The sequence below is a fragment of the Solibacillus sp. FSL R5-0691 genome (genome assembly GCF_037974225.1).
In the GTDB taxonomy this organism is placed as follows: domain Bacteria; phylum Bacillota; class Bacilli; order Bacillales_A; family Planococcaceae; genus Solibacillus.
The window spans coordinates 2,854,475-2,881,239 of the sequence record NZ_CP150231.1 but is presented as its reverse complement, the minus strand read 5'-3'; the positions used below and the strand labels follow the sequence as shown (position 1 = coordinate 2,881,239).

At 37.2% G+C, this 26,765-nt stretch carries 23 protein-coding genes and 1 other RNA gene; 18 read left to right on the top strand and 6 right to left on the bottom strand.

The genetic code is table 11. From position 1 onward, the window contains the following. The first annotated feature begins 10 nt into the window (after positions 1–10). The 5 genes from gap (at position 11) to eno (ending at position 6,272) form a co-directional block, all read left to right on the top strand. On the top strand, positions 11–1,021 hold the full coding sequence (gap, locus tag MKY51_RS14510) for a type I glyceraldehyde-3-phosphate dehydrogenase (RefSeq protein WP_339173361.1): 1,011 nt from the start codon (positions 11–13) through the stop codon (positions 1,019–1,021). 286 nt (positions 1,022–1,307) lie between these two features. Further along, positions 1,308–2,492, top strand: a complete 1,185-nt coding sequence (locus MKY51_RS14505) for a phosphoglycerate kinase (RefSeq protein ID WP_339173360.1) — start codon at positions 1,308–1,310, stop codon at positions 2,490–2,492. A 116-nt stretch (positions 2,493–2,608) separates the two neighbouring features. Next, a complete protein-coding gene (gene tpiA, locus MKY51_RS14500) occupies positions 2,609–3,370 on the top strand; it encodes a triose-phosphate isomerase (protein WP_339173358.1) in 762 nt (253 codons plus the stop codon). Next, entirely contained in the window at positions 3,363–4,907 is a 1,545-nt protein-coding gene (gene gpmI, locus MKY51_RS14495) for a 2,3-bisphosphoglycerate-independent phosphoglycerate mutase (protein WP_339173357.1), read from the top strand. The genes tpiA and gpmI overlap by 8 nt, the downstream gene beginning before the upstream one ends. A gap of 72 nt (positions 4,908–4,979) precedes the next feature. Next, positions 4,980–6,272 carry a phosphopyruvate hydratase gene (gene eno / locus MKY51_RS14490; protein ID WP_339173354.1) on the top strand — a complete coding sequence of 431 codons (1,293 nt, stop codon included), beginning with the start codon at positions 4,980–4,982 and terminating at the stop codon, positions 6,270–6,272. Between the two features lie 488 nt (positions 6,273–6,760). Here the strand turns inward: eno and MKY51_RS14485 are convergent, their stop codons facing one another. Together MKY51_RS14485 and MKY51_RS14480 are read right to left on the bottom strand one after the other, a co-directional pair. Further along, positions 6,761–7,003: a hypothetical protein gene (locus MKY51_RS14485; protein WP_339173352.1), complete on the bottom strand. Its 243-nt coding sequence runs from the start codon at positions 7,001–7,003 to the stop codon at positions 6,761–6,763. 30 nt (positions 7,004–7,033) lie between these two features. After that, positions 7,034–7,963, bottom strand: coding sequence for a nuclease-related domain-containing protein (locus MKY51_RS14480; protein ID WP_339173350.1), 930 nt, complete (start codon positions 7,961–7,963; stop codon positions 7,034–7,036). A 179-nt stretch (positions 7,964–8,142) separates the two neighbouring features. Here MKY51_RS14480 and MKY51_RS14475 point away from each other — a divergent pair, with 179 nt between their 5' ends. The 7 genes from MKY51_RS14475 (at position 8,143) to ssrA (ending at position 13,996) form a co-directional block, all read left to right on the top strand. Beyond that, positions 8,143–8,391, top strand: coding sequence for a hypothetical protein (locus MKY51_RS14475; protein WP_339173347.1), 249 nt, complete (start codon positions 8,143–8,145; stop codon positions 8,389–8,391). A 196-nt stretch (positions 8,392–8,587) separates the two neighbouring features. Next, entirely contained in the window at positions 8,588–8,815 is a 228-nt protein-coding gene (secG, locus tag MKY51_RS14470; RefSeq protein WP_008408959.1) for a preprotein translocase subunit SecG, read from the top strand. 182 nt (positions 8,816–8,997) lie between these two features. Continuing rightward, the gene (locus tag MKY51_RS14465; protein WP_339173340.1) at positions 8,998–9,744 is read left to right on the top strand and encodes a carboxylesterase; all 747 of its coding nucleotides are present in this window, start codon (positions 8,998–9,000) and stop codon (positions 9,742–9,744) included. Positions 9,745–9,969: 225 nt separating this feature from the next. Beyond that, positions 9,970–12,378 carry a ribonuclease R gene (gene rnr / locus MKY51_RS14460; protein WP_339173337.1) on the top strand — a complete coding sequence of 803 codons (2,409 nt, stop codon included), beginning with the start codon at positions 9,970–9,972 and terminating at the stop codon, positions 12,376–12,378. A gap of 70 nt (positions 12,379–12,448) precedes the next feature. Then, complete coding sequence (smpB, locus tag MKY51_RS14455; protein WP_339173334.1) at positions 12,449–12,913, top strand: SsrA-binding protein SmpB; 465 nt, start codon at positions 12,449–12,451, stop codon at positions 12,911–12,913. 189 nt (positions 12,914–13,102) lie between these two features. Next, a complete protein-coding gene (locus MKY51_RS14450; protein ID WP_339173332.1) occupies positions 13,103–13,480 on the top strand; it encodes an AraC family transcriptional regulator in 378 nt (125 codons plus the stop codon). A 159-nt stretch (positions 13,481–13,639) separates the two neighbouring features. Beyond that, positions 13,640–13,996, top strand: a transfer-messenger RNA (tmRNA) gene (gene ssrA / locus MKY51_RS14445). 134 nt (positions 13,997–14,130) lie between these two features. Here ssrA and MKY51_RS14440 read toward each other — a convergent pair. The 3 genes from MKY51_RS14440 to MKY51_RS14430 form a co-directional block, all read right to left on the bottom strand. Continuing rightward, entirely contained in the window at positions 14,131–15,306 is a 1,176-nt protein-coding gene (locus MKY51_RS14440; protein WP_339173329.1) for a site-specific integrase, read from the bottom strand. A gap of 332 nt (positions 15,307–15,638) precedes the next feature. Then, the gene (locus tag MKY51_RS14435; protein ID WP_339173327.1) at positions 15,639–16,802 is read right to left on the bottom strand and encodes a hypothetical protein; all 1,164 of its coding nucleotides are present in this window, start codon (positions 16,800–16,802) and stop codon (positions 15,639–15,641) included. 235 nt (positions 16,803–17,037) lie between these two features. After that, a complete protein-coding gene (locus MKY51_RS14430) occupies positions 17,038–17,292 on the bottom strand; it encodes a helix-turn-helix domain-containing protein (RefSeq protein WP_339173326.1) in 255 nt (84 codons plus the stop codon). 322 nt (positions 17,293–17,614) lie between these two features. Here MKY51_RS14430 and MKY51_RS14425 point away from each other — a divergent pair, with 322 nt between their 5' ends. From MKY51_RS14425 to MKY51_RS14415, 3 genes are all read left to right on the top strand, one after another. After that, positions 17,615–18,430 (top strand): hypothetical protein, encoded by an 816-nt coding sequence (locus tag MKY51_RS14425; RefSeq protein WP_339173324.1) that lies wholly within the window; start codon positions 17,615–17,617, stop codon positions 18,428–18,430. Positions 18,431–18,539: 109 nt separating this feature from the next. Next, complete coding sequence (locus MKY51_RS14420; RefSeq protein WP_339173321.1) at positions 18,540–18,980, top strand: hypothetical protein; 441 nt, start codon at positions 18,540–18,542, stop codon at positions 18,978–18,980. A 737-nt stretch (positions 18,981–19,717) separates the two neighbouring features. Continuing rightward, positions 19,718–22,693 (top strand): hypothetical protein, encoded by a 2,976-nt coding sequence (locus MKY51_RS14415; RefSeq protein WP_339173319.1) that lies wholly within the window; start codon positions 19,718–19,720, stop codon positions 22,691–22,693. 262 nt (positions 22,694–22,955) lie between these two features. Here MKY51_RS14415 and MKY51_RS14410 read toward each other — a convergent pair whose 3' ends face one another. Further along, a complete protein-coding gene (locus tag MKY51_RS14410) occupies positions 22,956–23,294 on the bottom strand; it encodes a helix-turn-helix transcriptional regulator (RefSeq protein ID WP_339173316.1) in 339 nt (112 codons plus the stop codon). Between the two features lie 149 nt (positions 23,295–23,443). Between MKY51_RS14410 and MKY51_RS14405 the strand changes: the two genes are divergently transcribed. The 3 genes from MKY51_RS14405 (at position 23,444) to MKY51_RS14395 (ending at position 26,632) form a co-directional block, all read left to right on the top strand. Further along, on the top strand, positions 23,444–23,815 hold the full coding sequence (locus tag MKY51_RS14405; protein WP_339173314.1) for a hypothetical protein: 372 nt from the start codon (positions 23,444–23,446) through the stop codon (positions 23,813–23,815). 106 nt (positions 23,816–23,921) lie between these two features. After that, the gene (locus MKY51_RS14400) at positions 23,922–24,965 is read left to right on the top strand and encodes a dsDNA nuclease domain-containing protein (protein ID WP_339173312.1); all 1,044 of its coding nucleotides are present in this window, start codon (positions 23,922–23,924) and stop codon (positions 24,963–24,965) included. Then, the gene (locus MKY51_RS14395) at positions 24,962–26,632 is read left to right on the top strand and encodes a hypothetical protein (RefSeq protein ID WP_339173310.1); all 1,671 of its coding nucleotides are present in this window, start codon (positions 24,962–24,964) and stop codon (positions 26,630–26,632) included. The genes MKY51_RS14400 and MKY51_RS14395 overlap by 4 nt, the downstream gene beginning before the upstream one ends. The last annotated feature ends 133 nt before the right edge of the window (positions 26,633–26,765 follow it).

Here is a 26,765-nt window from a genome sequence, read left to right as displayed (position 1 = left end):
GGAATTACACATGGCATTACAATTAGCAATCAATGGATTTGGACGAATCGGACGTTTAGTATTCCGTGAAGCAATGAAGCACGAGGAATTTGAAGTAGTTGCAGTAAATGATTTAACTGACGCTGGACAGCTTGCACACTTATTAAAATACGACTCAGTACATGGAGTGTATGATGCAGACGTTCAAGCGGAAGAAGATGCATTTATCGTAAACGGCAAACGCATTCAAGTGCTTTCAGAAAAAGATCCTGCGAAATTACCATGGGGTGAACTTGGCGTAGACGTAGTTTTAGAATGTACTGGTAGATGGCGTTCAATGGAAGAAGTATCAAAACATATCGAAGCCGGCGCGAAAAAAGCAATCCTTTCTGCACCAGCAAAAGGCGATATGCCAACATATGTAATGGGTGTTAACCACGAAGATTACGACCCATCACAAGATGTTATTTCAAATGCTTCTTGTACAACAAACTGTTTAGCACCACTTGCAAAAGTATTGGATGAAAAATTCGGCATCAAACGCGGTATGATGACAACTATTCACTCTTATACAAATGACCAACGTATCCTTGACTTCCCGCACTCTGACCCACGTCGTGCACGTGCAGGCGCGGTATCAATGATTCCGACAACTACTGGTGCGGCAATCGCTGTATCAAAAGTATTACCACAATTAAAAGGTAAATTGGACGGTTTCTCAATGCGTGTTCCAACACCAAACGTATCATGTGTTGACTTAGTTGTTGAATTGGATAAAGACGTAACAACAGATTCAATCAACGCTGCATTAAAAGAAGCTTCTGAAGGCGATTTAAAAGGCATTCTTGCTTACAACGAATTACCATTAGTATCAATCGACTACAATGGTAACCCGGCGTCATCTACTATTGATGGTTTATCAACAATGGTAATGGAAGGTCGTATGGCGAAAGTTGTTTCTTGGTATGATAACGAAATCGGCTACTCTACTCGTTTAATGGATTTAGCTTTATATATCGCAAAACAAGGTATTAAAGAATAATAATTCACCTAAATGTGACATACTTTTTCGGAATTAAAGGAAAAGTGTGTCATATTAAAAGGAAACGGGCATAAAAAGTATAGCCTTTAATACATGTAAACCTTATAATAAATAAGGGTAAAAGAGCGGCAGGGACTCACCCGGACCGCTCTTTTTTCGGATATAAGGATAAATATACAAAACAGAGGCGATATCAAGACAGTCTTATCGAATTTTGTTACTATTTTAACTAGCGAGTATACGATCCATAATAATTGACGAACGAGTATGAAGGAGGATTTTCAGTATGTTTTTAAAGAAATCAATGAACGATGTAGATGTAAAAGGAAAACGCGTATTTGTGCGTGTCGATTTTAATGTGCCGATGGATGAGGGCCGCATTACCGACGAAACGCGTATTCGTGCAGCTATTCCAACAATTGAACAACTAGTAAACGCTGGAGCAAAAGTTATTTTAGCTTCACATCTTGGCCGTCCAAAAGGCGAAGTAAATGAGGACATGCGCTTAACAGCAGTCGGCGAGCGTCTTGCGGAATTAATGGACAAGCCGGTTAAAAAATTGGATGAATCAATTGGTTCAGATGTAGAAGCAGCGGTTAACAATATGCAAGAAGGCGAAATTATCCTGCTTGAAAATGTTCGTTTCCATAAAGGCGAAGAGAAAAACGACGAAGCATTGGCAAAAGAGTTTGCAAAGTTAGCAGACCTTTATGTAAATGATGCATTCGGCGCAGCTCACCGTGCACATGCTTCAACAGAAGGAATCGCAAAACATGTACCGGCTGTTTCAGGCTTATTAATGGAAAAAGAGCTGGACGTACTAGGAAAAGCATTATCAAATCCAGAGCGCCCGTTCACAGCAATTATTGGTGGAGCAAAAGTTAAAGATAAAATCGGTGTGATTGAAAACTTATTAGATAAAGTGGATCACCTGATTATCGGTGGCGGTTTAGTATTTACATTCGTCAAAGCGATGGGTCACGATATCGGGAAGTCACTTTTGGAAGAAGATAAAATCGAGCTGGCAAAAGGCTTTATCGAGCAAGCGAAAGCAAAAGGCGTTCAACTGCACATGCCGGTTGATGCTGTCGTAGCAAACGAGTTTTCGAAAGATGCTGAAACGCAAGTAGTGGCAATCGATGCTATTCCATCTGACTGGATGGGACTAGATATCGGACCGAAAACTGCAGAAAACTATGCAGAAGTGATTAAGCAATCAAAACTGATCATTTGGAACGGACCAATGGGTGTATTCGAAATGGAAAAATTCGCAAACGGTACGAAAACAGTTGCGGATGCAATGGCAACAACAGACGGCTACACAATTATCGGCGGCGGTGACTCGGCTGCAGCGGTAGAAAAATTCGAAGTCGCTTCAAAAATGGACCATATTTCAACAGGCGGCGGTGCTTCATTAGAGTTAATGGAGGGTAAAGAATTACCGGGAATTGTAGCGTTAAACGATAAATAAATCGTTTCGAGGCTGAACTATCTGTTAAAGGTTGGTTGAAGCGGGTTTGAGTGCACGAAAAGCTTTGCCTAGCGGATATCAACCGGACAGAATCTTTTAAAAACGGAGGGTTTTGAATGAGAAAACCGATTATAGCAGGAAACTGGAAAATGTATAAGTCATTTGATGAGGCAGTTGATTTTATCGAAGAAATCCAACAACAGGTTCCTTCTCCGGATAAAGTCGATGCGGTCATCTGTGCACCTGCATTATATTTACCAACACTTGTCGTAGGGGCAGAAGATTCAAGCCTGGCAATTGGTGCACAAAACATGCACTACGAAGATGAAGGCGCATTTACAGGGGAAATCAGCCCGAAAATGCTTTCGAATGTCAATGTCGACTATGTGATTTTAGGTCATTCGGAGCGTCGTGAGCTATTCAATGAAACGGACGAAGCGATCAACTTAAAAGTCCGTGCTGCACTTAATTACGGTATTGTACCGATTATTTGCTGTGGTGAAACATTGGAAGAACGTGAAGCGGAGCAAACCGAAGCAAAAGTGGCACGCCAAATTACAAAAGCATTAGAAGGCTTTGCTCCAATTGAAGTAGAGCATATGGTCATTGCCTATGAGCCAATCTGGGCAATCGGAACAGGGAAAACAGCTACTGCAGAAGATGCGAACACAGTGTGCTGTGCAATCCGTCTGGCGATTGAAACATTATACGGAAAAGATACAGCTGAAAAAGTGCGCATTCAATACGGCGGCAGTGTGAAGCCTGAAAACATTGAAGAGCTTTTAGCACAAGAGCATATCGATGGCGCATTAGTAGGAGGAGCAAGCCTACAGCCAGCATCATTCATGAAGTTATTGGAGGCGGCAGAAAATGCCTAAACAACCCGTTGCACTAATTATTCTAGATGGCTTTGCCTTTCGCGATGAAGTGAAAGGTAATGCCGTAGCACAAGCAAATAAACCGAACTTTGACCGTTACTGGCATGCCTATCCACATGCGACTTTAACAGCAAGTGGTGAAGCAGTAGGTCTACCAGATGGTCAAATGGGGAACTCTGAAGTTGGACACTTAAATATCGGAGCTGGACGTATTGTGTACCAGTCTTTGACACGTATTCATAAATCCATTAGTGACGGTGATTTCTTCCGTAACGAATCTTTACTGGAGGCTGTTGAACATGCAAAAGCGCATGGTTCAAAGCTTCATTTAATGGGTCTGCTTTCTGATGGCGGTGTTCATAGCCATTATGAGCATTTGTTTGCCTTGTTGAAATTGGCGAAAGCAAATGGTCTTGAGAAAGTATATGTTCACGGTTTCCTAGATGGACGTGATGTCGGTCCAACGACAGCACTTGGTTATATCCGTGAAACTGAAAAACAAATGAAAGAAATCGGGATCGGGAAGTTCGCTTCGATTCACGGTCGCTATTATGCAATGGACCGTGACCGCCGCTGGGAACGTGTCGGCTTAACGTACAATGCGTTAGTTGACGGGATCGGTCAAACAGCATCTACTGCAACAGCTGGTGTCGAGTCTTCGTATGAACGTGAAGTGCATGATGAATTCGTCGTGCCGTTTGTCGTGACAGAAGAAGGCCGACCAGCCGCAACGATCAGCTCAAACGATGCGGTTATTTTCTTCAATTTCCGTCCGGACCGTGCGATTCAATTATCGTCTTTAATGACAAATGAAAAGTTTGACGCGATGCCACGCTCTGAAAATCATCCGACGAATCTGAAATTTGTTACGTTTACACATTACAGTGATGATGTCGTTGCAGATGTGGCGTACGAAAAGTACGATTTAGTCAATACAGTCGGTGAGGTTATTTCCAAAGCAGGCAAAACGCAGCTTCGTATCGCGGAAACGGAAAAATATCCGCATGTGACGTTCTTTATGAGCGGTGGCCGTGAAGAGACATTTGCCGGCGAGGAGCGCATTTTAATCGCATCGCCGAAAGTGGCAACTTACGACTTGAAGCCGGAGATGAGCGCGTATGAAGTGACGGATTCTTTACTGGAAGCTATTGCAGCAGATAAGTTCGATGCGATCATTTTAAACTTTGCGAACCCGGACATGGTCGGACATTCAGGAATGCTTGAACCGACGATTAAAGCGATCGAAGCAGTGGACGAATGTTTAGGGAAAGTCGTTGATGCGATTACGGCTAAAGGCGGCTATGCAATCATTACAGCAGACCACGGGAACTCGGATGAAGTCGTGACACTTGATGACAAGCCGATGACGGCACATACGACAAACCCGGTACCGGTGATTGTGACGAAGCCTGGTGTCATGCTTTATGAAGACGGTATTTTAGCCGATCTGGCACCGACAATGCTTGAATTACTTAATATTGCCCAACCTGCAGAGATGACAGGGAAATCGTTAGTTATGCCAAGCGAACAGAATTGATCGCGCGGTTAATTATATAGCTTGTCCTTGTGCAAGCACCTACTAAATTTATCAATAGAGGAGTTTTTTATTATGCCATTCATTACTCAAGTATATGCTCGTGAAGTATTAGATTCTCGCGGTAACCCAACAGTAGAAGTAGAAGTATTCACAGAATCAGGCGCATTCGGCCGTGCTATCGTGCCATCTGGTGCTTCAACTGGTGAATATGAAGCAGTTGAATTACGTGATGGAGACAAAGGCCGTTACTTAGGTAAAGGTGTTGAAAAAGCGGTAGAAAACGTCAACACAATTATCGCGGAAGAACTTGAAGGCCAATATTCTGTATTGGACCAAGTAGTAATCGACCAAGCGTTAATCGAACTTGATGGAACAGAAAACAAAGGTAAATTAGGTGCAAACGCAATTTTAGGTGTGTCAATGGCAGTAGCGCATGCAGCAGCTGACTACCTGGACATTCCTTTATACCAATACTTAGGTGGCTTCAACTCGAAGCAATTACCAGTACCAATGATGAACATCTTAAACGGTGGTGCACACGCTGACAACAACGTGGACATTCAAGAATTCATGGTAATGCCAGTAGGTGCGAAATCATTCAAAGAAGCATTACGTATGGGTACAGAAATCTTCCATAACTTAAAAACAGTATTAAAAGAAAAAGGCCACAACACAGCTGTAGGTGACGAAGGCGGATTCGCTCCTAACTTAGGTTCAAACGAAGAAGCAATCACAGTAATCATCGAAGCAGTTGAAAAAGCCGGCTACAAAATGGGCGAAGAAATCCGTTTAGCGATGGACGTTGCATCTTCTGAGCTTTACAACAAAGAAACAGGCAAATACGTTTTAGCTGGTGAAGGCGTTGAAAAAACTTCTGAAGAAATGGTTGCTTGGTACGAAGAGTTAACTTCTAAATACCCAATCATCTCAATCGAAGACGGTTTAGACGAAAACGACTGGGCTGGCCACAAGCTATTAACAGAGCGTATCGGCGACCGCGTACAATTAGTTGGTGACGACCTGTTCGTTACAAACACGACGAAATTATCTCGCGGTATCGAAGAAGGCGTTGGCAACTCGATCTTGATCAAAGTTAACCAAATCGGTACATTAACAGAAACATTTGAAGCAATCGAAATGGCGAAACGTGCTGGCTACACAGCTGTCATCTCTCACCGTTCAGGCGAATCAGAAGACAACACAATCGCTGACATCGCTGTTGCAACAAACGCAGGGCAAATCAAAACAGGTGCACCATCTCGTACGGACCGCGTTGCGAAGTACAACCAATTACTACGCATCGAAGACCAACTAGGCGCAACAAGCCGTTTTGAAGGGTTAAATTCTTTCTATAATATTAAATAATTGTATGTAGTAGGGGGGCACTCGCTTTTGGCGGGTGTCTTTTTTGGTGGGGTGGGGTTGGGGTGCGGGGGGGGGGGGCGGTTTATTAGAAGAAATGGAGCGGGAGTAGCGGGGGTTTATTAGAACAATTGAAGCGGATATTAGAAGATCTGTCGGGGATATTAGAAGAACCGGAATAGATATTAGAAGTTCTGTGAATTTAAGTTGTTAAAGAGCTTTATTTCCGGGTGAAAAGCGCGTGGAGAGGACGTGCCGGGGTTTTATTAGAACATTGGAGAGGTTTATTAGAAGATGGCGACTCGATATTAGAAGAAGCAGACACTTTATTTGAACATCTGGAACACTTATTAGAACAAACCGCAATTATATTAGAAGATCGGCATTTTATTAGAACAAATAAATTTATATTAGAACTTTTCAGGATTTATTAGAAAATGAAAAGACCCCGCTTACTAAATGAAGGGGGTCTGCACCTCTTGCCTCTCAAACTACCGCTCAATGTCCGAAATTCCTCGAATCGCTTTTCTCAAAATCTCATTTTCTACTTCCAGTGCACGTATTTTCTTTTCGTACGCAGACTTAATTTTTTCTGCTTCGCTTGCGGGGACCAGCGAGTCGCGGTGTTCATTTACCGTTGAAGGACCGACATCATAACGCCCGGCAATATCTGCAACCTGTGTATCTTCTTCTGCAACGGATTTCATAATGCGCTTGCTTTGTTTTTCCTTCATATTCTCCACGTCCTTTTCAATATTGTACATTTACTCAAACTTCTCCGGAATCATATAATACGTTCCTTTATTTACCCCATGCTTTTCCAAACCGGCTTTCCCCAACAGTTTCGAAGCGGTGTGGATACACGAAATATTAAAAAACTCACGGAACTCTTTATTTGTTATACGAGGGCCGACTAAAATTCGGTATTGCAGAAAAGTTTCGAACAACGCGTCTTTACTTTTCACTCCGCAAACAGGACAAGTAAAGTAGCCTTGCCTGTAATGCATTTCATTCGCATAATCGCACTCCTTACAAAGAACACCATTACGTAGCCGGTGCCTTTCAATTGTCCGGCGAGGGGGGAGCTGTTCGTAAAGCTGCTCTAATTGGTTTTGCAGAAAAGTAATATTCGCGCGAGGGTTCGGATGCTGCCGATACAGTTTTTCGATAAATCTCGGGATGCCGCTTATATGCATAATCGGAAAATTGGAAAGGGAATGGTCGAGTGTTGCGCGGTGATTGGCAAGCACGACGATGTGGTAAACGGGGATGGAAATTTGCCACGCTTTCAATTGATGCTCCAAAAAAAGCTGGTGGCGGTATGCCTGATCAAACGGGTTCGGGAAGTTTTCAGTGACATTTTCATGGACGCGGGAAAATTCATGGAGAGCGGGTTTGTAAAATAGGGTGCCGGACATTTGTTTCACTTCCATGACGACAACAAAGTGCGACGTAATGAGCAAAGCGTCCATTTGATGCGTAAAACCTTTTGAATTGATGCATTCAAAATTATAAAAAATATGGGAAGCGGATTTAAAATGATAGTCCGAGAGAAGTCTTTTCAACTTCTGTTCGCCTGACAGTCCAGCTTCCAATCGGTAAAATTCCTGCTCGATTGCCGGTGCGTCCAAATCATCCATTTTCATGCGGTTTAACAATGTTTTGACAAATAAATAATGCCTCGATTGCTGCACGATTTTCACCTCCTCATCTCACTATAGCGGATAAAAATCAGGAAGAAAATACAATGCCTGAAAATATCTTTTTGCGGTGAAAAATGAAAAAAAGGTTTTTCTTTTGGATATCGGGGAAACATAAAGCATACACCAAAGGAGGCTATTACATTATGAAACTTAAAAAGACACCTACTCTGATGATGACGTTGTTACTATCATTATCGCTGGCAGCATGTAACGATGAGGATGATACGAACATCGATAACAACATCGATGACGGTACAGATGACGGCCTAATGGAGGACAACACGGACGATACGAATATTGAGTTAGATGTTGATGACAACAACGACAACAACGATGATAACGTAGAAGATACTTTAGATGACGATACAGAAGTTGACGGCGCTGTTGATGACAATAAAGATGACAACAGCAACGACTAATTAAAACAACTATAGCATGGTGCCCGTATGAAATTGCGGGTGTCATGCTTTTTCGATTGCTCCGAAAGAATATTCTGAATAAAAGTGGATATTGTTGGATAAAATATGATGTTCATTTCCAAGAAATATTGTAATGGCGGCCTCCTTTTGATATACTATTTTGTATTGTGACGTCCATGTCTGGGAGGTGGAGCAAATGCATACGTTATTTACAGTATTACTTATTATCGTAGCGATAGCCTTAATCGTAGTAGTATTATTACAATCAGGTAAAAGCGCAGGTTTATCAGGTGCCATCTCTGGTGGAGCTGAACAACTATTCGGTAAACAGAAAGCTCGTGGAATGGATCTAGTCCTACACCGCACAACAATCGTTCTTTCTGTTGCTTTCTTCGTATTAGCATTAGCGATTACGAAATTCTGATCGATTGAAAATTAGATTGAAATTAAACGCCTAACCAAGCATTTAATGCTAGGTTGGGCTTTTTCTTTTAGTGTGGCAGGAAACACAGTATAATAGAAGAAAGAAATGGAAAGTTTTCCACGGTTCGAAGGTGTGTTCGAATCGTATTTCTCATATTATGGAACAAGACGGGAGCCACGTGTATGAAATCAGCTTTGTCTTCACCGTTCTTCTTTCAGGCAGGACCGAGAGCGGTTTTATTATTACATGGATTTACAGGTAGTTCGGCCGATGTGCGGATGCTTGGACGCTTTTTGGAAAAGCATGACTACACATCGCTTGCCCCACATTATAAAGGACATGGTGTTCCGCCAGAAGAACTGATTGTCTCAAATCCCGAAGAATGGTGGCAAGATGTTAAAAACGGGTATACACAATTAAAAGAGGCAGGCTATGAAGAAATCGCCGTTGCAGGGTTATCGCTCGGTGGCGTATTTTCACTCAAGCTTGCGACTAGTCATCCGGTAAAAGGCGTTGTGACGATGTGCTCGCCGATGACGATGCGTACGACAGACATTATGTTTGAAGGCGTACTTGAATATGCAAAACAATATAAAAAACAACAAGGTAAAAGTGAACAGGAAATTGAATTAGAGATTGAAGCGATTAAGCAGCAAGGAATGGCATCACTGCCTGAACTGCAGCAATTGATTTACGATGTACGAGAGACAATCGACTTATTGTATGCGCCGATTTTGGTGATCCAGTCGCGCAACGACAAAGTGATCAACCCCGATTCAGCCAACATTATTTATGACACCGTCGAATCCATCGACAAAAAAATCAGCTGGTATGAGCATTCGGGCCATGTCATCACACTCGACAAAGAAAAAGACCAGCTTCATGAAGAAGTTCTCACGTTTTTAAATTCGTTAGATTGGATAGTCTAATGGTGTGAATAAATTTTTGTTTTTTACGAAAGTTTGTGATTTGGAGTTTTTCCATTGGATTGGGGTGTAGGCGGCGACTTTCTACTGACTGGAAGGCTGCTTCTGCGGTGACCGCAATAAATTGCAGCCGAAACGGAAATCCACGGGTGCCAAAACGCAAAGTTCATTCCAAAAGCACAACATCGTAAGAAACTTTATTTTCTGTTCAAAGGAGGGAAATAATACATGACACAACAAAATGAATTACAACAGCGCGTTCTTGATATGATGAAGGACGATGGCTATAAACCGATGACTGTATCGGAAATTGAAGATGTACTTGAATTAGAAGAAGCGGATGAGTTCCGTGAGTTAGTGAAAACACTTGTAAAAATGGAAGCGCAAGGACAAATCGTTCGCTCCCGTTCAAATCGCTACGGTTTACCGGAACGCATGAATTTACTGCGCGGCCGCTTTATCGGAAACGCGAAAGGATTCGGTTTCGTCGCACCGGAAGAACAAGGCATGGACGATATTTTCATCCCGGCCCATGAAGTGAATGGTGCACTAAATGAAGATACCGTGCTCGTACGTGTATTAAAAGAACAATCAGGTGACCGCCGTGAAGGAACGATCGTCAAAATCGTTGAACGCAGCAAAACATCATTTGTAGGTACATACCAGGCAAATCGCGGTTTTGGTTTTGTCGTTACAGATGATAAGAAATTGAATATGGATATCTTTATCGCAAAAGAGGACGCAATGGGTGCGGTCGACGGTCATAAAGTCGTTGTAGAAGTAACGCACTGGCCAGACGCAACGAAATCTGCGACAGGGATGATCACGAAAATTTTAGGTCATAAAAATGATCCAGGTGTGGACATTTTATCGATTCTTTATAAATATGATATTCCGCCAGAATTCCCACAAGAGGTTGTGCAGGCGGCAGTCGATGTGCCGGATGAGATTACGGAACAGGATTTAGTCGGACGTCGTGACCTTCGCAATGAAGTCATCGTCACAATCGATGGTGCGGACGCGAAAGATTTGGATGATGCCGTAACGGTCGTGAAAAATGACAATGGCACATATAAGCTTGGTGTACACATTGCCGATGTTAGTTATTACGTGACACAAGGCTCTGTACTCGATCAGGAAGCATATGAACGCGCGACATCTGTTTACTTAACAGACCGCGTAATTCCGATGATTCCGCACCGTTTATCGAACGGAATCTGTTCATTGAACCCACAAGTTGACCGTTTAACATTGTCATGCGAAATGACGATCGACCAAGCCGGCCAAGTGGTGAAGCATGAAATTTTCCAAAGTGTCATTAAAACGACGGAGCGTATGACGTATTCGGACGTTTATAACATTTTAGAAAATCCGGACGAAAACCCGGAATTAATGGAGCGCTATGAAAGTTTAGTGCCGATGTTCAGAGACATGGCCGATTTAGCGCAAATTCTGCGCAATAAACGTATGTCACGCGGTGCGATTGACTTTGATTTCAAAGAATCGAAAGTCCTTGTGAATGAAGACGGCTGGCCGACTGACATCGTGTTACGCGAACGTACCGTAGCAGAGCGTCTGATCGAGGAGTTCATGCTTGCAGCGAATGAAACGATTGCCGAGCATTTCCACTGGATGGAGCTACCGTTCTTATACCGTATTCACGAAGATCCGAAGCCGGAAAAATTGCAACGTTTCTTTGAGTTTGTGACAAATTTTGGTATTATGATAAAAGGTACTGGAAACTCGGTACACCCGAAAGCATTACAGGAAGTCATTCGTTCGATTGAAGGCTTGCCGGAAGAGCCGGTTATTTCAACGATGCTGTTACGTTCAATGCAGCAGGCGAAATATTATGCCGAGTCATTAGGCCACTTCGGTTTATCGACAGAGTTCTATACGCACTTTACATCACCGATTCGTCGTTACCCGGATTTAATCGTCCATCGTTTAATCCGTACGTATCTCATTAATGGCGATACATCAAAGGAAACGGTTGTACAATGGAGCGCAGTAATGGATGAAATTGCGGATCATACATCTGGTCGTGAGCGTCGTGCCGTTGAAGCAGAACGTGATACGGATGCACTGAAAAAAGCGCAGTTTATGTCCGATAAGATTGGGGAAGAGTTCGAAGGGATTGTTTCTTCGATTACGAACTTCGGTATTTTCGTAGAGCTTGAAAATACGGTGGAAGGTCTTGTTCATATTTCGAATATGACGGACGATTACTACCGTTTTGAAGATCGTCATATGATGATGATCGGTGAGCGTACTGGCCGCCAGTTCCGCATCGGGGATGAAGTGAAGATCCGTGTGGCGAATGTCGTGATCGAGGAATCTTCTGTCGACTTTGAAATCGTCGATATGGTGAGCAGCCCACGTCCGGCTCGTCGCCAAACATCGAAAGTCATCCATGCAGGTCGCAGAGAAGGCCGCAAAAAAGATGATGAGCGTACAGGCGAAAAACGTGACCGCAAAACACGCGGTGGCAGCAAGGCACGTCCTGAAAAAGCCAAACGTTCAAGCTCATCTGACCGTGATCCACGCGGGCGTCGCAAAGAAGGTAAATCAGGCGATAAGCCGAAGTTTTATGAAGGCATCGCAAAAGGCAAAAAGAAAAAAAGTAAAAAGAAATAGTAAGGTGTGAAGCTATGGTGCAATTTCGGCATCATAGCTCTTCCATCTTTAAAATAGAGGTGTAAAACGAATGGCAAAAGGCGCAGGTAAAGTTTTAGCTCAAAACAAAAAAGCGAGCCATGATTACTTCATAGAAGAAACAATTGAAGCAGGGATGGTACTGACAGGAACGGAGATTAAATCCGTACGTGGTGCCCGTGTCCAGCTGAAGGAAGCGTATATTAGTGTGACGGGTGGGGAAGCATGGGTAAAAAATATGCATATTTCGCCATTCGACCAAGGGAACCGCTACAATCATGACCCATTACGCGAACGCAAGCTGCTCTTACATAAAAAGCAAATCAGTGAATTAGTCGGTGCCGTAAAGCGTGACGGCTACACAATCGTTCCGCTGAAAATGTATATTAAAGACGGCTATGCGAAGTTACTAATCGGTCTTGCAAAAGGTAAGAAAGATTACGATAAACGTCATGATATGAAGAAAAAAGAAGCGAAGCGTGATATGGAACGTGCTTTCAAGGATCGCCAGCAGTAAGCGGAAACCTACGTATTTAACAGCATTTATAGATTGACCAAAAAGAGATGTGTGAAACAAATTGAGTTATTTTTTACACATCTCTTTTTTTCGGCCAAAAAGTTGGTTTTCAATCTAAAAAATGTGGGTACAAATCTAAGGTGGCGTAAAAGTAAGGTTAAAACTATAAAATTTGAGGTGTTTTGGTCAATGGCATTAGCATACGTAGGGGGACTTCCACAGGTGAACGGATTACGCAACGCAGAATTGGTCGATAAAGTTGTTATTTTAGTTGAAAAGTATAGTGTATATGCCGACTGTTTGGCATTGGTTGAGGATATAATTGCCGATGAGTATCCGGACTATAATGGTATTTTCGAGCAGCAAGTCGGGATGCCGGTAAATGAATATATTACGAAAGTTCGATTACACAAAGCAGAAGGATTACTGGAAGATACGCAAATGGACTTCAAGGAAATTTCGAAAATGATTGGGTTGAACGGTTACTTTGAATTTACGCAGCTGTTCAAGCGATTCCACGGTGTCACACCTGTAGACTACCGCAACCAATTGTATAAACAAAGCTAAGAAAATATTGGCAGTGTACGAGAGAAGCAGAATTACTTGCAAGCTTAGCCGTTTTGTCTTATAATTTACTGTACTAGCCAGTGTGTATCTACTCATACGGTACACGTTTTAAAGAGCATTTAGCTCTTTTCCGAACTTAACTCGGGTTTACTACTACTCGGGGACGTTACGGATTCGACAGGGGTGGTTCAAGCTCTGGTCGCGCGTCGGAGGTCTCGTCTTCGTCAACAACGGAAGTTATATAATAACTGGCAAACAACAAAACTTCGCTTTCGCAGCTTAATAGCGCGTAGCACTCAGCCTGTCTATCGCCCATGTAGACTACGCTGGGTTCAACTTAAGTGGGATACGATCGTTGGCACCACCTGAGTCAACGGTAAGAGATTTCCAGGTTAGCGATTCGGACGCCTGTTTGTCGGCATAAGAACTCGCGAATTGCAAGTAGACAAACTACACGCGTAGAAGCCGGCGTATTGGAGCTTCTGGACGTGGGTTCGACTCCCACCGTCTCCATAATACGATTTCATTGAGTTTCAATGAATGTCAAAACCCTTGTATATCAAGGGTTTTTTATTTTGTCTAATATCATACAGTTTCAACGAATATCAATGGAACGTAGTCAAAAACGTAGTCAAAACGTATTCAAAGAATTACATTTCAAGATAGCTGGCAAACTTCTGAATAGCCTCTTCCTTAGCCTTTTTTGTAACGTGGGCATAGATGTTCATTGTTGTTTGAACATCACTGTGGCCTAAACGATCTTGAACTTCTTTTAGGCTAGCTCCAGCTTCAAATAATAATGAGCAATGTGTATGACGTAAGCCATGTGTCGTAATCGTTCCTAGCTTGTATTTCTTCTGTACATGTAAAATCCATTTACGAGTTTTAGTTGGCTGTAAATATTCATTTACTTCATTACTGAATACTAGCTGCTTTGGTTGCATTGTATTATAACCAAGTATTAAGTAGTCCTGCTTTTGTTGCTTCTTCCATTCCTTCATAACAGCCATTGTTTTATTATCCATTTTAATTGAACGTGCTACACCTGTTTTCGTCGTTTTCATATATAGCTGATTATCTTTCCCACGTGATATAGCTTTATTAATACGAAGCTCATTTGAAGTGAAGTTTAAATCATTCCAAGTTAAAGCTAGTGCTTCACCTTTACGCATGCCGCTAAATGCTAATAATCGGAATAATGCATAGGCTTTAAAATTACTTTCTTGCTCTAGGCATGACAGGAAGTGAATAAGTTGTTCACGTGTATAGAAATTTTCCGCTTCTTCGCCATCATCCTGAACTATTCGCTTTTTTGATACATTTACAGGTGTTTCAACATGTGTGAATGGGTTGGTTTGTAAGTATCCACGTTTAACTGCAAAATCTAATACCTTAGCTGCGTATGCTTTTACGGTACGATACTTTTTCAATTTCCCCGCCCATTCATTTACATGTTTTTGGCATATATCAATCGTCATTTTTTCAATCTTGTAAGCACCCATTGAAGGGAGTATATGATTTTTGAACAGGCCAGTTGTTTTTACGAATGTGCTTTCCTCTACCGTATTCTCGTACTGAACCACCCATAGGTCATAAAGCTCCTGATACGTTTCAGCACGTTCTTGCTTGTACGTACCATTAGCTACATCTAGCTTGATACGGGCAAGTGCTAATTCAGCCTCTTTATGTGTTTTAAATCCACGTTTCATCGTACGCTTCTGTTTACCTGTTAATGGATCAATTCCTAAATAAGCAGGGAATTCATATCGTGTTTCACCGTTCTTTAACTTATAGCTTTTAATTGGTGATATTTTCTTTTTCGTCATTTAAGTAGTTCCTCCTAAATCAGTTGCGGGGGCAAATGATAAAAGAGAGGATTTACCTCTATAAATATTATAACTTATCAAAAGGTAAATCCTACTATTGTTTTGCATAGGTGTTTTTTGAATATCATTCATTACAATGTTATTTATATCTTAGTTCAATAATTTATATTTATTTGTAATAGATTCTTTTGATTTTAATCCCCGCAAAGTTTCGAATTTGTAGTTATTAACTTATACGAGAAAGAAGGAATGAAGTTAAAATAAATACTATTGGATATTACAGTGTGACGGGAATATAGATTACCAATATTTATAAAAAACTCAAAACAAAGTTAGATTTTTAAATAAGAACGTGCTTTAAGTATATGAGACTGTAATTTACTTGTGCTTTTATAGTAGTAAGTATGGAGACAAAAGGGCATTTTTGAATACTTTAAGGTAATAGACTTAATCTCTGTCATACTTTTAACTTTTACAATCCCATCATGATTTAAAGAGGCTAAATGTCCAGCTAGCACAAAGTATTTATTCGTATTTGATTCATATTTATTTAAATGATCTATGATATTGGAATCGGGTGATAAATCCTCTAATCCAGGTACTAAATTTTCCTTTATGTAGTAAATATCTTTCGGAGTGAAGTGGAACATACCTTTTAAAGATCCTACTATTAATTTTCTTAATAGTTTACTAGGATAAATAATGCCTCTAACTCTTTCTGATAGAATAGCTCCATTGTTGGGGGTACCTGCCATAACTAAGGTATCTATATTTGCTCCTTTATGAATAGCAGCTCTTGATACTAATCCCCCCATACTATGAGAAAAAATATGGACTGTTTTACCTTTGAATTTTTGTAGATATTGTTTAAATAATATTCCGTTTTCTTCTATCCCTTCACTTATACTATTGTAATTGTAAGCGAATATTTGGAAGTCATTTTTAAGACATTCATAAAGTCCAGAAAAATTATCCCCTACTTCTGAAGCAATGCCATGAATAAAGATTGCTACTTTTTTCTCTTTCACATCATTTTTTTTGGCCTTATCACTGATTAGAGTTAGACCTAGCTTTTGTTCAGGGTTAATTTTTAACGAAACTAAATAAAAACTGTACTCCTCACTTGATGGAGCTTTATTACTTATTCTTTTAAAATCAAAATAATTAATTATGTACTTTGATTTTGTGGAGTTAGGTTTAGGAATAGCTATAGGTATAGCATTTGAACTTTCTAAAAATTCGTTTATATTATCGTCATTGATTTTGAGTGTATCCCAATAATACTTTTCGATAATGAAGGCAAATTCATCCGAATGGGTGTATTCAATCTCCATTCGTTTTACAAAATCATGTTTAATTTTAATCTCAAATAAATCATTTATACTAGTATTAGGAAGTTTCGGTGAATTTAAATATTGTGAATCTTCTTCGATTTTAGATACTCCTTCAGAACCTATACTTAATGTTCGTTTTTTAGTGATAATTTTAAAATTCATAGTTTATCCTCTTTTCCAAAATATACAATAGTTTAAAGGGTGGTAATATGAAATTATTTATATACAAACCCATAATTCAGCTAGTCTAAAGTTCTATTAATACTCTTTCATAGTTCGTCTTCATATTTAATATTGGCTCAGATACTCTCCTAAATCAGTTGAGGGGCAAATCATAAAAGGAAGGATTTACCTCATGATTATTATAACGAATCATAAGATAAATCCCCACCATTAATTAAAAACTATGCTCTTGAAAGAAGCGATCAATTTCCTTACGTGAAATACGCTTCACACCATCAATTTCACATACTTGTAAGCCAAGTGTGCGGTACTTCATAAGTGTGTTATAAGATACACCAGCATAACTTGCTCCTTCTTTTAGTGAAAGCCATCCACTATCAACGAATTCATAATGAACGGCTTGTACTGCCTTTTGTACGGCTTTCATTATAACCTCTTCAATCTCATTAGATGTTAAATCTACATTCATTTATCAATACTCCTCTACCATTTAATCTCCGCAACGTTTTAATTGCTTTCGTTGATTTATACGAGGACGAGTTAGGGGAGTTAAATAATAATAAGGTAAAAATCGCTTTACCAAAAAAATATTTTAATAGTGTTAATATTTTCCGGTATTATACGATAAAAAGCATAGGATATTTCCTTTATTTATTTGATGCCTGCATTACACTAATAAAAAATTCGTTTTCTATCCCGATTTAGTGATTATATCTAAGGAGATATGCAGATAGCTATTAATCGTTTCAAATTGAGGCATAATAATTATGCTAGGTGAGGTTAGTGTTTTTATGAAAAAAGTGCTTATTGTAACACTAATAATGGTGTTAGTCCCAGCGAATTTATTTTTATGGAGCTATCTTTATGATAGTTATAAAAAAACTGTCAGTACTACGGCAATCGTAAAAGCTAATGAAATCTATAAGGACAATGATTATATTGAAGAAGATTCAAAAATTCAAGAGCAGGGGGATATTGAAAAAGATACACAAACATCTTCTGGTAACAATGATATAGAAATTGAAGACAATTTCTTTAACTCTAACAACGACACGCAAGAAGAAAACATAATAATAGAAAGTAGTAGTGATGAACCGGAGAATACGAATACTAAAATTATCAATAATTTTAATGGAGAAAAAGTTCATAATTTAAAAGCGGGGCAACAGAAGCTAGTACACTCGAGTATCTATTCTGATGGATTTTTATATTGGGAAAACGGAGATATTTATAGTGACGGTGAAAGGGTTCAATTAGAGATAGATGCTACTTTAATAGCTTACAATCCTAATGGTGGTGGAGAAATATACCGCAATAATTTTAGTGGGAGTGTCGAGGGTAACAGACTTTCCTCGTATAGTGAGGAAGGTATAGGAATTGAATATAAACTAGAGTCTGTCTCAGAGAATGGATACCAGAAATTAAAAATGGTTTTATATATCGATATTGATCCGCTTGCTGAATTCAATAAATTATATAACATTAAGCTAAATGTCAGGGGAATAGGGGAAGGGAATCGGACTAAATTCGTAATCGGTTCTGAAACGAACCCTAAGGAGGATATTTATATTAACGTCTTGGAAAATGAGAGAATAGATAACGATTAAGGTCTTTTTCACTTCTATCATTGAAGGAAACGAAGGATTTCAATTTTATCAACTACAATCAACAAGATACTCGTCACGTTATTAAAACAATATTAATGAGGTTTGATTTATGAAAATTTTCAAGGTCTTAATCACAGTTGTTATAAACACTTTTTTATACGCATTATCTTTTGTTCTATTATTTTACTTATTAACTAAAATTACAGCTTGGGGTACATATTTTCTTGTACTAAAGCCTAAAGCTGAGGAAATGACTTATGATTTAGTGTCCTATGTGGAAGCAAATAATAGACCGTTTACTGAGGAAATGTTAGCGCAATATGTAGAAAGCCAAAGAGGCGTTGGTTACTTAAAAGACAATGATAAAGTATCCATTCTTTATTCCCAAAATACAAATGATCATAGATTTACAATTAGAGTGAGGTTCCATGCAACTTATTTAGACACTCTTATATATCCTGAGGTGGCTACTATTGAGGTAAATGGAGTAAATAACGGTAATCCCCCAAATCCAAGATTATTTAATTCCTACGATGAGTGGTTAAAGTAATTATTTTGTCCTTATTCATCTTGTATTATGAAAAAATTGAATTATTGAAAATCTGTCCTTTCACGCTAGCTCCTATTTATTATGTAAAGCGGTGGTTTGATAGGGGGAATGTAGCTTTTGGGATAGCATAGCCCCCCTACATTCATATAAAAAGCGCTCGAAATAGCATGTATATAGAAATACCTTATAAAAAATAAATGAATACAATTTTAAAAAGCAGTTATTAACTACACTTGTTAATAGCTGCTTTCTTTTTGTTTATAAGATTACTATGTCTGCAACATGAATATCGACAAGCACCGTACTAGTAGTCTTTTTTATGTTGCGAAAATCAGCAAATTTCAACAGACTATATAATTTTTATAAAAATTATTTAACTCTCCAAAACCGTTAGCGTATAAGTCATATGTTGGCGGTAAATACCGCTTAAATTGCAATCACACATCAAGAAATGCCTATTGCTTAATAATGTATAGCTAATTAATGGAACGGGATACCTATCGGGTTAAATATTGTTGTCAATTCTTTATTGGAGGAATGGGCAATAAAATTAGGGACATTTTTTAAGATGAAATAAATCACCCCCCAGTGCCTATTAAATCAATACTCTGAGCTACATTGTGCGGGAGCGGTATTTTACCTACGAGAAATTTTTCGTGAGATGTGTTGCGGATTAACTAAAAGGGACATTTTCATATTATATATAAACGTAAATGTCCTCTTTGGAGGGGAAAGTAATGGAAGTAAATATAGAAAAGTTAGCAGCTTTTATTGAATATGCATATGAAGGATTAACAGAGTACCCGTTTCAAGCTTTTATGGATGATAAAGAAAGTAAGGCGTTTCTTAATAGGAACAATTTTCAAAACTTACTTAAGACTGAAGTAAGTTATTGGGACTTAGATAATATAGGGTCAAGTTATTGGGACTTACTTAATATATCAAATCTTCATGCTGGATTACCTGTATATATAAATCGCTGTGAATTAGAAAAGAGAGCGTTATGTTTTTATATGAACGGATCAAAGCATAAGGACAAAATTAAGCGTATTCGTTTTCATTTTGTTGATATTGATAGCGATGGTCGTTCGAAAGAAGAGCAACTTGAACATATCATGAATGCACCTTTAAAGCCCACAATCGTGTACGAGGGAAGGGCAGGTTATAAAGTATTGTACCAAGTTACAGATGCACATTGGGACACAACGACGGAGCAAGCATTGAACGAATCTGTTTATGTTTTTGAAAAAATTCAATTTCAACTTATTGGTTATTTTCAAGCAGACAGATCTAAGCGAAATCCTAATGATTGTTTTAGATTGCCTTATGTTAATAATTATAAGGAATGGAGTAGTAATGAAAAGGTTTACCAAGAAAAAATTGTTTATGAGAAATTAAACAATGTCTACAACCAACAAGAATTAGCTGATGCATTTCCACCTGGAGAAGAACCAAAGAAAAGTAAAAAAACAAAAATGTATGATATTTCAAATAAGGCTGTACAGGAGGTTTTAGAAGAATTCACAGATAGTTTGGATGTGGCGGGTTTAGATTATCGGAACAATGGTAATAAAATTTCATATCAATGCCCTGTACATGGGGATAGTAAGCCTTCTGCATATATCTTTTTTGATAGTTTAATCTGCTATTGTTCAAATGGTCAAAATGGAAAATGCGAAATAGGTAATGGGAAACCATTAAGCTGGTTAGCAGAACATCAAGGTTGGGTTGATTTATATGAATTAGCTTTAAAACTTGAAGCGAAACCAGCAGAGAGGTATGAAAAAATTAATTTAAATCAATTACAAACAAAGTCCTTTACACCGCTTCTTCCAGATAAAACACAGTGGAAACCAGTTGTGGAGAATGTTGTGACTGATCTTACAACTACTATGAAGAGCCGTAACATAACAGTCGATGAAAACAGTAAGGTAATTTATTCAAATTTAGTGTCTGCAATTAATAATACCGCTCCTAGAGTAACAGTATGGCCATTAGAGCCGGGGGGAGGGAAAAGTACAACGCTAGTTACTTATTTGAGGTATATGCTTGAACATCATCTAGAGCAGGCAGGAACGATTGTTGTTGTAGAACGTAATGAAACGGCGGTAGCCTTAGCAAAGGAACTAGGAAATTACGAAGTCTTTGTTGAAGCTACAGAAGATACATCATATGATGTAGATTATTATCAATATTCCCATGCTGCTTATGTAATGCAAAGTGCTTTTACATATAAGAAGTGTAAAAAAGATTTAACTGAATATGAACATAATGTTTGTGGTCGCTGTAGCTTTAAGCGTACTTGTGAGTTACCAAAAAAACATGAAATACAAAAGCAATTTCCCATTATTATTATGACCCATGCTCGGCTACAGATGGAGGGGGCGCAATTAAAGAATTATGCCAAATGGATAGGGAATGATGGTAAGGAATATGAACGTAAAAGATTGGTTATTGATGAAAAGCCTCCAATTATCGACTTTATCCAAATAAGTACAATGGATTTAGAAACGTTAATATACCATTTAAAAAGTATGGAGCTAGAAATAGGTCGTGAAAACATGATTTCAGCAATCCAGGTTATCAACGAATTGAAAATGATAATGCTGTCTAGTGAGCGTGGTGTTCAAATCCCTCCTTTAGATACTACATTCAAATTTAACTTTGAAGCAGAATGGTATAAGCACTATGAGGGTTCAAATGTAGCAATACTAAGGCATGTGGAAGCAGTTATAACACAAGCTAGTATTGTCAGTGAATATAATAGAAGGATTACTATAAGTACGGCAAAAAAAGCTATATATGACTTTTCTATGTATAATACAATCATTTTAGACGGAACTGCTAAATATGATTTAGAATATGGGCATCTTGATAATATTCAATTAATGGATATTCCCGTTTTAAAAAGTTACGACCATTTAACGCTACATTACGATATTACGATTCCTTCTAGTAAGAAGCGGTTATTAGAGGATAATGATCTAGTATTGAAGCTAGCGAAATATGCAAGTGAAAAGTCACTAGAAGAACCTGTATTAATACTATGTTATAAATTTATGAAAGGATTATTTGAAAGCTTACTATCTCAAGAAATTAAAAACAAAAGAATAGCTATTAATCACTTCGGTAACATTAAGGGATCGAATAGTTATTCAAATTACTCGTGTTTAATTGTGGTAGGGATTATAAATAAAGGGGATGCTTATTATTTGAGTAAGTCAGGAGGCATCTTTTCTGACGAATCAGATTTGGGAGTGACAACTATCAAGAAAACGAGACGTTTCAATAGCGTTGAGATTGAAACGTATAAATTAAGTGATCAAGTAGTGGGGAGCATTCAAGATATTTTACGAACGAGTATTAGAAATCATGGGAATAGTAAAAAGGCAGATGTCTATATTTTTTCTAGGGATATCGTATTGCTTAAACTATTGTATGAGTATTTTAATGGAAGTAAGGTTGAAAAATGGAACTTGTTAGATAGTAAGCCTAAATGGTTTTTAGAATTAAATAAGCTATTTAATATTGTAGAAGCGGGAAGCAAAATTACGAAAGCGGATATACGTAAAATATTAGATTTAGAAGGGGCGGCGGGTAAGAAACAGCTACAACGTATAATGCAATCAGAAGAATTTCATTGTCTATTAACACAGTATAAAATAGTCGAATATAATAATAGAGCATTTATAAAGTTGGAAGCAGCAGAATAAGCAAACTCAAAAATGTAAAAGCATGTGCATCAGATTGATACTATAGCACATGCTTTTTATATTAATAGTAGAGCACTACCATATAGATAATAAACTTATCTATATTATTGGTATGTAATTCGTCAAATACATGAATAATTTAATGAATGCAACTAGGCTTCTTTCTCTGAGAACCTTACAAATGCTGGTGCGTGGTGCATTTCTCGTAAATACGTATGCACCAAACTGCAACAAAATAGGGTATGCCGATACGCATCATTCATTAGTTGTCTTTCCATTTTAATAAGGATTCAATAATTTCGAGCACATTTTGCAGGTCTTTTTTTGAACGGCCCTCTAGTAACATAATAATTTGTTCAAGCTCCATACTTAGTAGTTTTGAAGTTGTATGAGGCATATGAAAAAATTCAGCCAATGTAAGATTTAGAGCCGCGCATACCTTAGCAAGGCTTTCGACAGTCACATTCTTTTCTCCACGTTCTAATTGTCCAATATAGGTATTATGTAGAGCAGCTTTGAACGCTAATTCTTCCTGACTCAGCTTCTGTTCTCTTCTATAGTAACGGATTTTTTCTCCGATATGGTTTGTTAAATCAGACATTTTATCACCTCTACTATATAGAATTCATGAAATAGCGATTTTAATCTATATACTAAAGGTATTTTTATTATCTGATATATACTATTGATATCATTTTATTATCAAGTTATTATAAAGACGGCCATATTATATTTTTAGGAGAGATTGCTATGACAGATGAACAAAAAAGGTTAATACAGCTTACAGGTTATGACGAAGATATGCATCTAATGAACTGCATAGTGGAGATGGGATTGAAAATGGAGGAATTGAAGAATGGCTATTATCAAAAATACTTTCGAAAAGATTTAAAGCGTGCATGGGGATTTAATTGCTACCATTGTGGGGAGAGAGTTCAAAGTAACAAAGATGAATCATACTATATTGTCACAATCGTTTGGAAAGAACCAAATAAGATAGGTAAGCGTTTTTGCTCTAAAGAATGCTCGGATATATTTTATTATAAATCAATGGAATGGTTGTTGAAGAAACAGAAAGAATACGAAATGGAATTAGTGCAATTACGGAAAGCAAGTAAATAAGAAGATATGGAACACGCAATGTTATTTGATGTTGCGTGTTTTTATTATTTATGAATATAATGAGTTATGGTTAAAATTGGTACTATTGTAATAGGGAGGTTTTTATGTGGTCTCTAATGAAATAATTGATTCAATAATTAATTTAGCAGATGAAAATGGTGGAGATAGTGCAACAGATGGTTTTGAATTTCAAATGTCGACTGCGATATACCTTCTATTTAATGAAATATTAATTAACAGTAAAAACAATATAAATGAAAGTATTTTAATATATGAAAAAGTAGAAGATTTCATAATATTTAATGACCGTATTAACCTTTATCAAGCCAAAAGTACGAGTAGAAGTCTAACACCTAATTTGTTATATTCTCCTGGAAGAAAAACTGAAGCTGACGATTCAGGACTATCTATTATTGAAAAAATGAATGTGAATTATTTGAAAGTAAAAGATAATGCCTCAAATACAACTGTACTTACAACATTAATTGTATGTGAGAATCAAAGGTTTTCGAAAAAATTGTCAAATAGTATAGAGGGAATAGAGGATTTAAGAGAAATAAACTTCAATGATTTAAGTGAAACAGTAAAAGAAGAAATAATTAATAAAACTCAGTTTGGTGAATATGATTGGACAAATATTAATGCTCGCCGAATTATTCCTAAAAGTAGGCACGAAGAAGTTACCAGAGTTTATATAGAAGATGTGGTATCAGAAATGCTTGGGGAGAATAAAATAAATAGTGCTGCATTATATACTAGTTTAACTTATGAAATAAAAAAAATCCGAAGAAATAAGACAAAGTTATCCAGCAATTTTTTACAATCAAAAATTACTCAATTTAGTGAAATTGAAAGTACTTTAAAATTTAATGATTATGTATATTTATTAAATGATCAAGATAGACGTAATATCAAAATAGCTAAAAGTTTTACGCAAATTCAAAATAATTTAATGATAAAAAATCATCCTGTTCAAAATGATTACAGTGATATTAAGAAATTATTTACAATGAATGAATTTGAAGCGTTTGATGAGGTAATTGATACAATTGAAAACTCATCAGAATTAAAGTTGATGCGACTTAGGTTATCTGATCATGAAATAAAAGCATTAGCATTAATTGTAATGTTGAAAGAGGTGATAACGTGAATTTAATAATTAATAGGTTTTCAATCCTATATGCTGAAAAAGCGAAAGCTTTTAGCGAAACTTTTAATTTAGGAATTAACTTAATTGTAGGAGAAAAAGATACTGGAAAAACAACATTGTCACGTTCAATTTTATATACATTTGGATGTGATGTTAAAGATCCATCAATAACCAACAATACTAACATCTATATTATAGAATTTAGAATCAACAATGAAGAATATATTCTGATCAGACAAAGGTTAAAACAAGGTAGAGGTAAAAATTGTTTTAAATTAGTAGAGCGCAATAAAAGTAAAGTTAGTACATACTATGATACTAAAACATTTAAAGAGAAGTTGAATGAAATCTTTAATATAAAATTAGTAACTCTTGATAAGGGGGGGACTGAAACTAAACTATATCCTAATCATATTTTCCTTCCTTTTTATACAGATCAGGATAATAGTTGGCAATCATATTTAAAAGATACTTTTACTGGTATTAATTTTATTCAAGATTATAAAAAAATAATCTTAGAATATTTCACTGGTGCAAGAAGTAATGAATATTATGAATTAAAGTTACAAAAAGATATTTTCCAACAGCAATTGCAGCGAATTAATGCGATTATTAGAAGTAAGGAAATGATAATAGAAGAAAACCTAAAGAATATAAAAATTTTAGAAGATATTGATATAGAGAACTTTAAAAGAAATTATGAAATTGTATTAAAAATGTTCAACTCGATAATCGAAAGTGAGCATAATTTAAAAGCTCAACTAAATAAAAAAATATTTGAAAAAAATACATTAGAGGAAATGGAAAGCTCGCTGAAGAACTCAATTGAAGAGATTGTAGAAGGAAATTTAGATAAAGAATGTCCTACATGTCATCAGAACCTTATTAATAGTTTTGAGGAAAACTATAGTTTGCTGCTAGTAAGACAAAATTTAATTAAGGAACGAGAAAAAGTTAGATTAGAATTAAACGATGTACAAAATGTAATTTATGAACTTTATGGTAAGCTAGATCAAACGATAAATATTGGTGATGAATATAAAGGGAAATTACAATCAGATGCAAATGTAATATCCTTAGGAGAAAGAGCAGATAGTTATGCCCTTTCAAGAGTAAATATTAGATTGGAAGATGAGTTGGAAAATGATAAATCAGAAAAGAATTCTTTAGAAAATCAACTTATAAGTATAGAAGAAAGCCTAAGAAAATTAAATTCGGTAGATGTAACAAGTAAATATCAAAAATTAATGATATCGGCTTTTAAAGATTTAAATATTCCATTTGCTTATAAAAATTACTATAAGTCTAATTTAGAGTCTGTAAATATTACTCTCTCAGGTGCATCTAAAGTACAAGCTTTCATAGCCCAATACTTAACTATATATAAAATGAGTATTGAAAATAAAAATACATTTCATATACCCATGTTTATTGATACCTTCTTAAAGGATGATTTTAATAACGTTGAAATCGATAAAACAGCTAAATTTATTTTTTCATCATTAGAAAAAACCCATCAATCATTTATATTCATAGCCGACAATGAACAGACTTTGAAATCAATTAAAGATTATTCATTTACTCAATTGGATTTAAAAGAGCCATTTAACATATTTAATAAGGAATATGAAGACGTATATCGACATTATAAGGCCTGGGTTGAATAAATAACTAAACTGGATATTAATAATAGGGTTTTAAGCTTGAATACTTAGGCTTAAGTAGCCTAATGACCCGTGGATTTGTAGATTGTTGAATCAATGGCATTAATAAGCAAGTTCAAATACAAGTTACGTAGCT

What these genes read in the sequence shown, in the direction of transcription:
- gap (WP_339173361.1), top strand. Translation starts at nt 11, where the DNA reads ATGGCATTACAATTAGCAATCAATGGATTTGGACGAATCGGACGTTTA.
- MKY51_RS14505 (WP_339173360.1), top strand. Translation starts at nt 1,308, where the DNA reads ATGTTTTTAAAGAAATCAATGAACGATGTAGATGTAAAAGGAAAACGC.
- tpiA (WP_339173358.1), top strand. Translation starts at nt 2,609, where the DNA reads ATGAGAAAACCGATTATAGCAGGAAACTGGAAAATGTATAAGTCATTT.
- gpmI (WP_339173357.1), top strand. Translation starts at nt 3,363, where the DNA reads ATGCCTAAACAACCCGTTGCACTAATTATTCTAGATGGCTTTGCCTTT.
- eno (WP_339173354.1), top strand. Translation starts at nt 4,980, where the DNA reads ATGCCATTCATTACTCAAGTATATGCTCGTGAAGTATTAGATTCTCGC.
- MKY51_RS14485 (WP_339173352.1), bottom strand. Translation starts at nt 7,003, where the DNA reads ATGAAGGAAAAACAAAGCAAGCGCATTATGAAATCCGTTGCAGAAGAA.
- MKY51_RS14475 (WP_339173347.1), top strand. Translation starts at nt 8,143, where the DNA reads ATGATGACGTTGTTACTATCATTATCGCTGGCAGCATGTAACGATGAG.
- secG (WP_008408959.1), top strand. Translation starts at nt 8,588, where the DNA reads ATGCATACGTTATTTACAGTATTACTTATTATCGTAGCGATAGCCTTA.
- MKY51_RS14465 (WP_339173340.1), top strand. Translation starts at nt 8,998, where the DNA reads ATGAAATCAGCTTTGTCTTCACCGTTCTTCTTTCAGGCAGGACCGAGA.
- rnr (WP_339173337.1), top strand. Translation starts at nt 9,970, where the DNA reads ATGACACAACAAAATGAATTACAACAGCGCGTTCTTGATATGATGAAG.
- smpB (WP_339173334.1), top strand. Translation starts at nt 12,449, where the DNA reads ATGGCAAAAGGCGCAGGTAAAGTTTTAGCTCAAAACAAAAAAGCGAGC.
- MKY51_RS14450 (WP_339173332.1), top strand. Translation starts at nt 13,103, where the DNA reads ATGGCATTAGCATACGTAGGGGGACTTCCACAGGTGAACGGATTACGC.
- MKY51_RS14440 (WP_339173329.1), bottom strand. Translation starts at nt 15,306, where the DNA reads ATGACGAAAAAGAAAATATCACCAATTAAAAGCTATAAGTTAAAGAAC.
- MKY51_RS14435 (WP_339173327.1), bottom strand. Translation starts at nt 16,802, where the DNA reads ATGAATTTTAAAATTATCACTAAAAAACGAACATTAAGTATAGGTTCT.
- MKY51_RS14430 (WP_339173326.1), bottom strand. Translation starts at nt 17,292, where the DNA reads ATGAATGTAGATTTAACATCTAATGAGATTGAAGAGGTTATAATGAAA.
- MKY51_RS14425 (WP_339173324.1), top strand. Translation starts at nt 17,615, where the DNA reads ATGAAAAAAGTGCTTATTGTAACACTAATAATGGTGTTAGTCCCAGCG.
- MKY51_RS14420 (WP_339173321.1), top strand. Translation starts at nt 18,540, where the DNA reads ATGAAAATTTTCAAGGTCTTAATCACAGTTGTTATAAACACTTTTTTA.
- MKY51_RS14415 (WP_339173319.1), top strand. Translation starts at nt 19,718, where the DNA reads ATGGAAGTAAATATAGAAAAGTTAGCAGCTTTTATTGAATATGCATAT.
- MKY51_RS14410 (WP_339173316.1), bottom strand. Translation starts at nt 23,294, where the DNA reads ATGTCTGATTTAACAAACCATATCGGAGAAAAAATCCGTTACTATAGA.
- MKY51_RS14405 (WP_339173314.1), top strand. Translation starts at nt 23,444, where the DNA reads ATGACAGATGAACAAAAAAGGTTAATACAGCTTACAGGTTATGACGAA.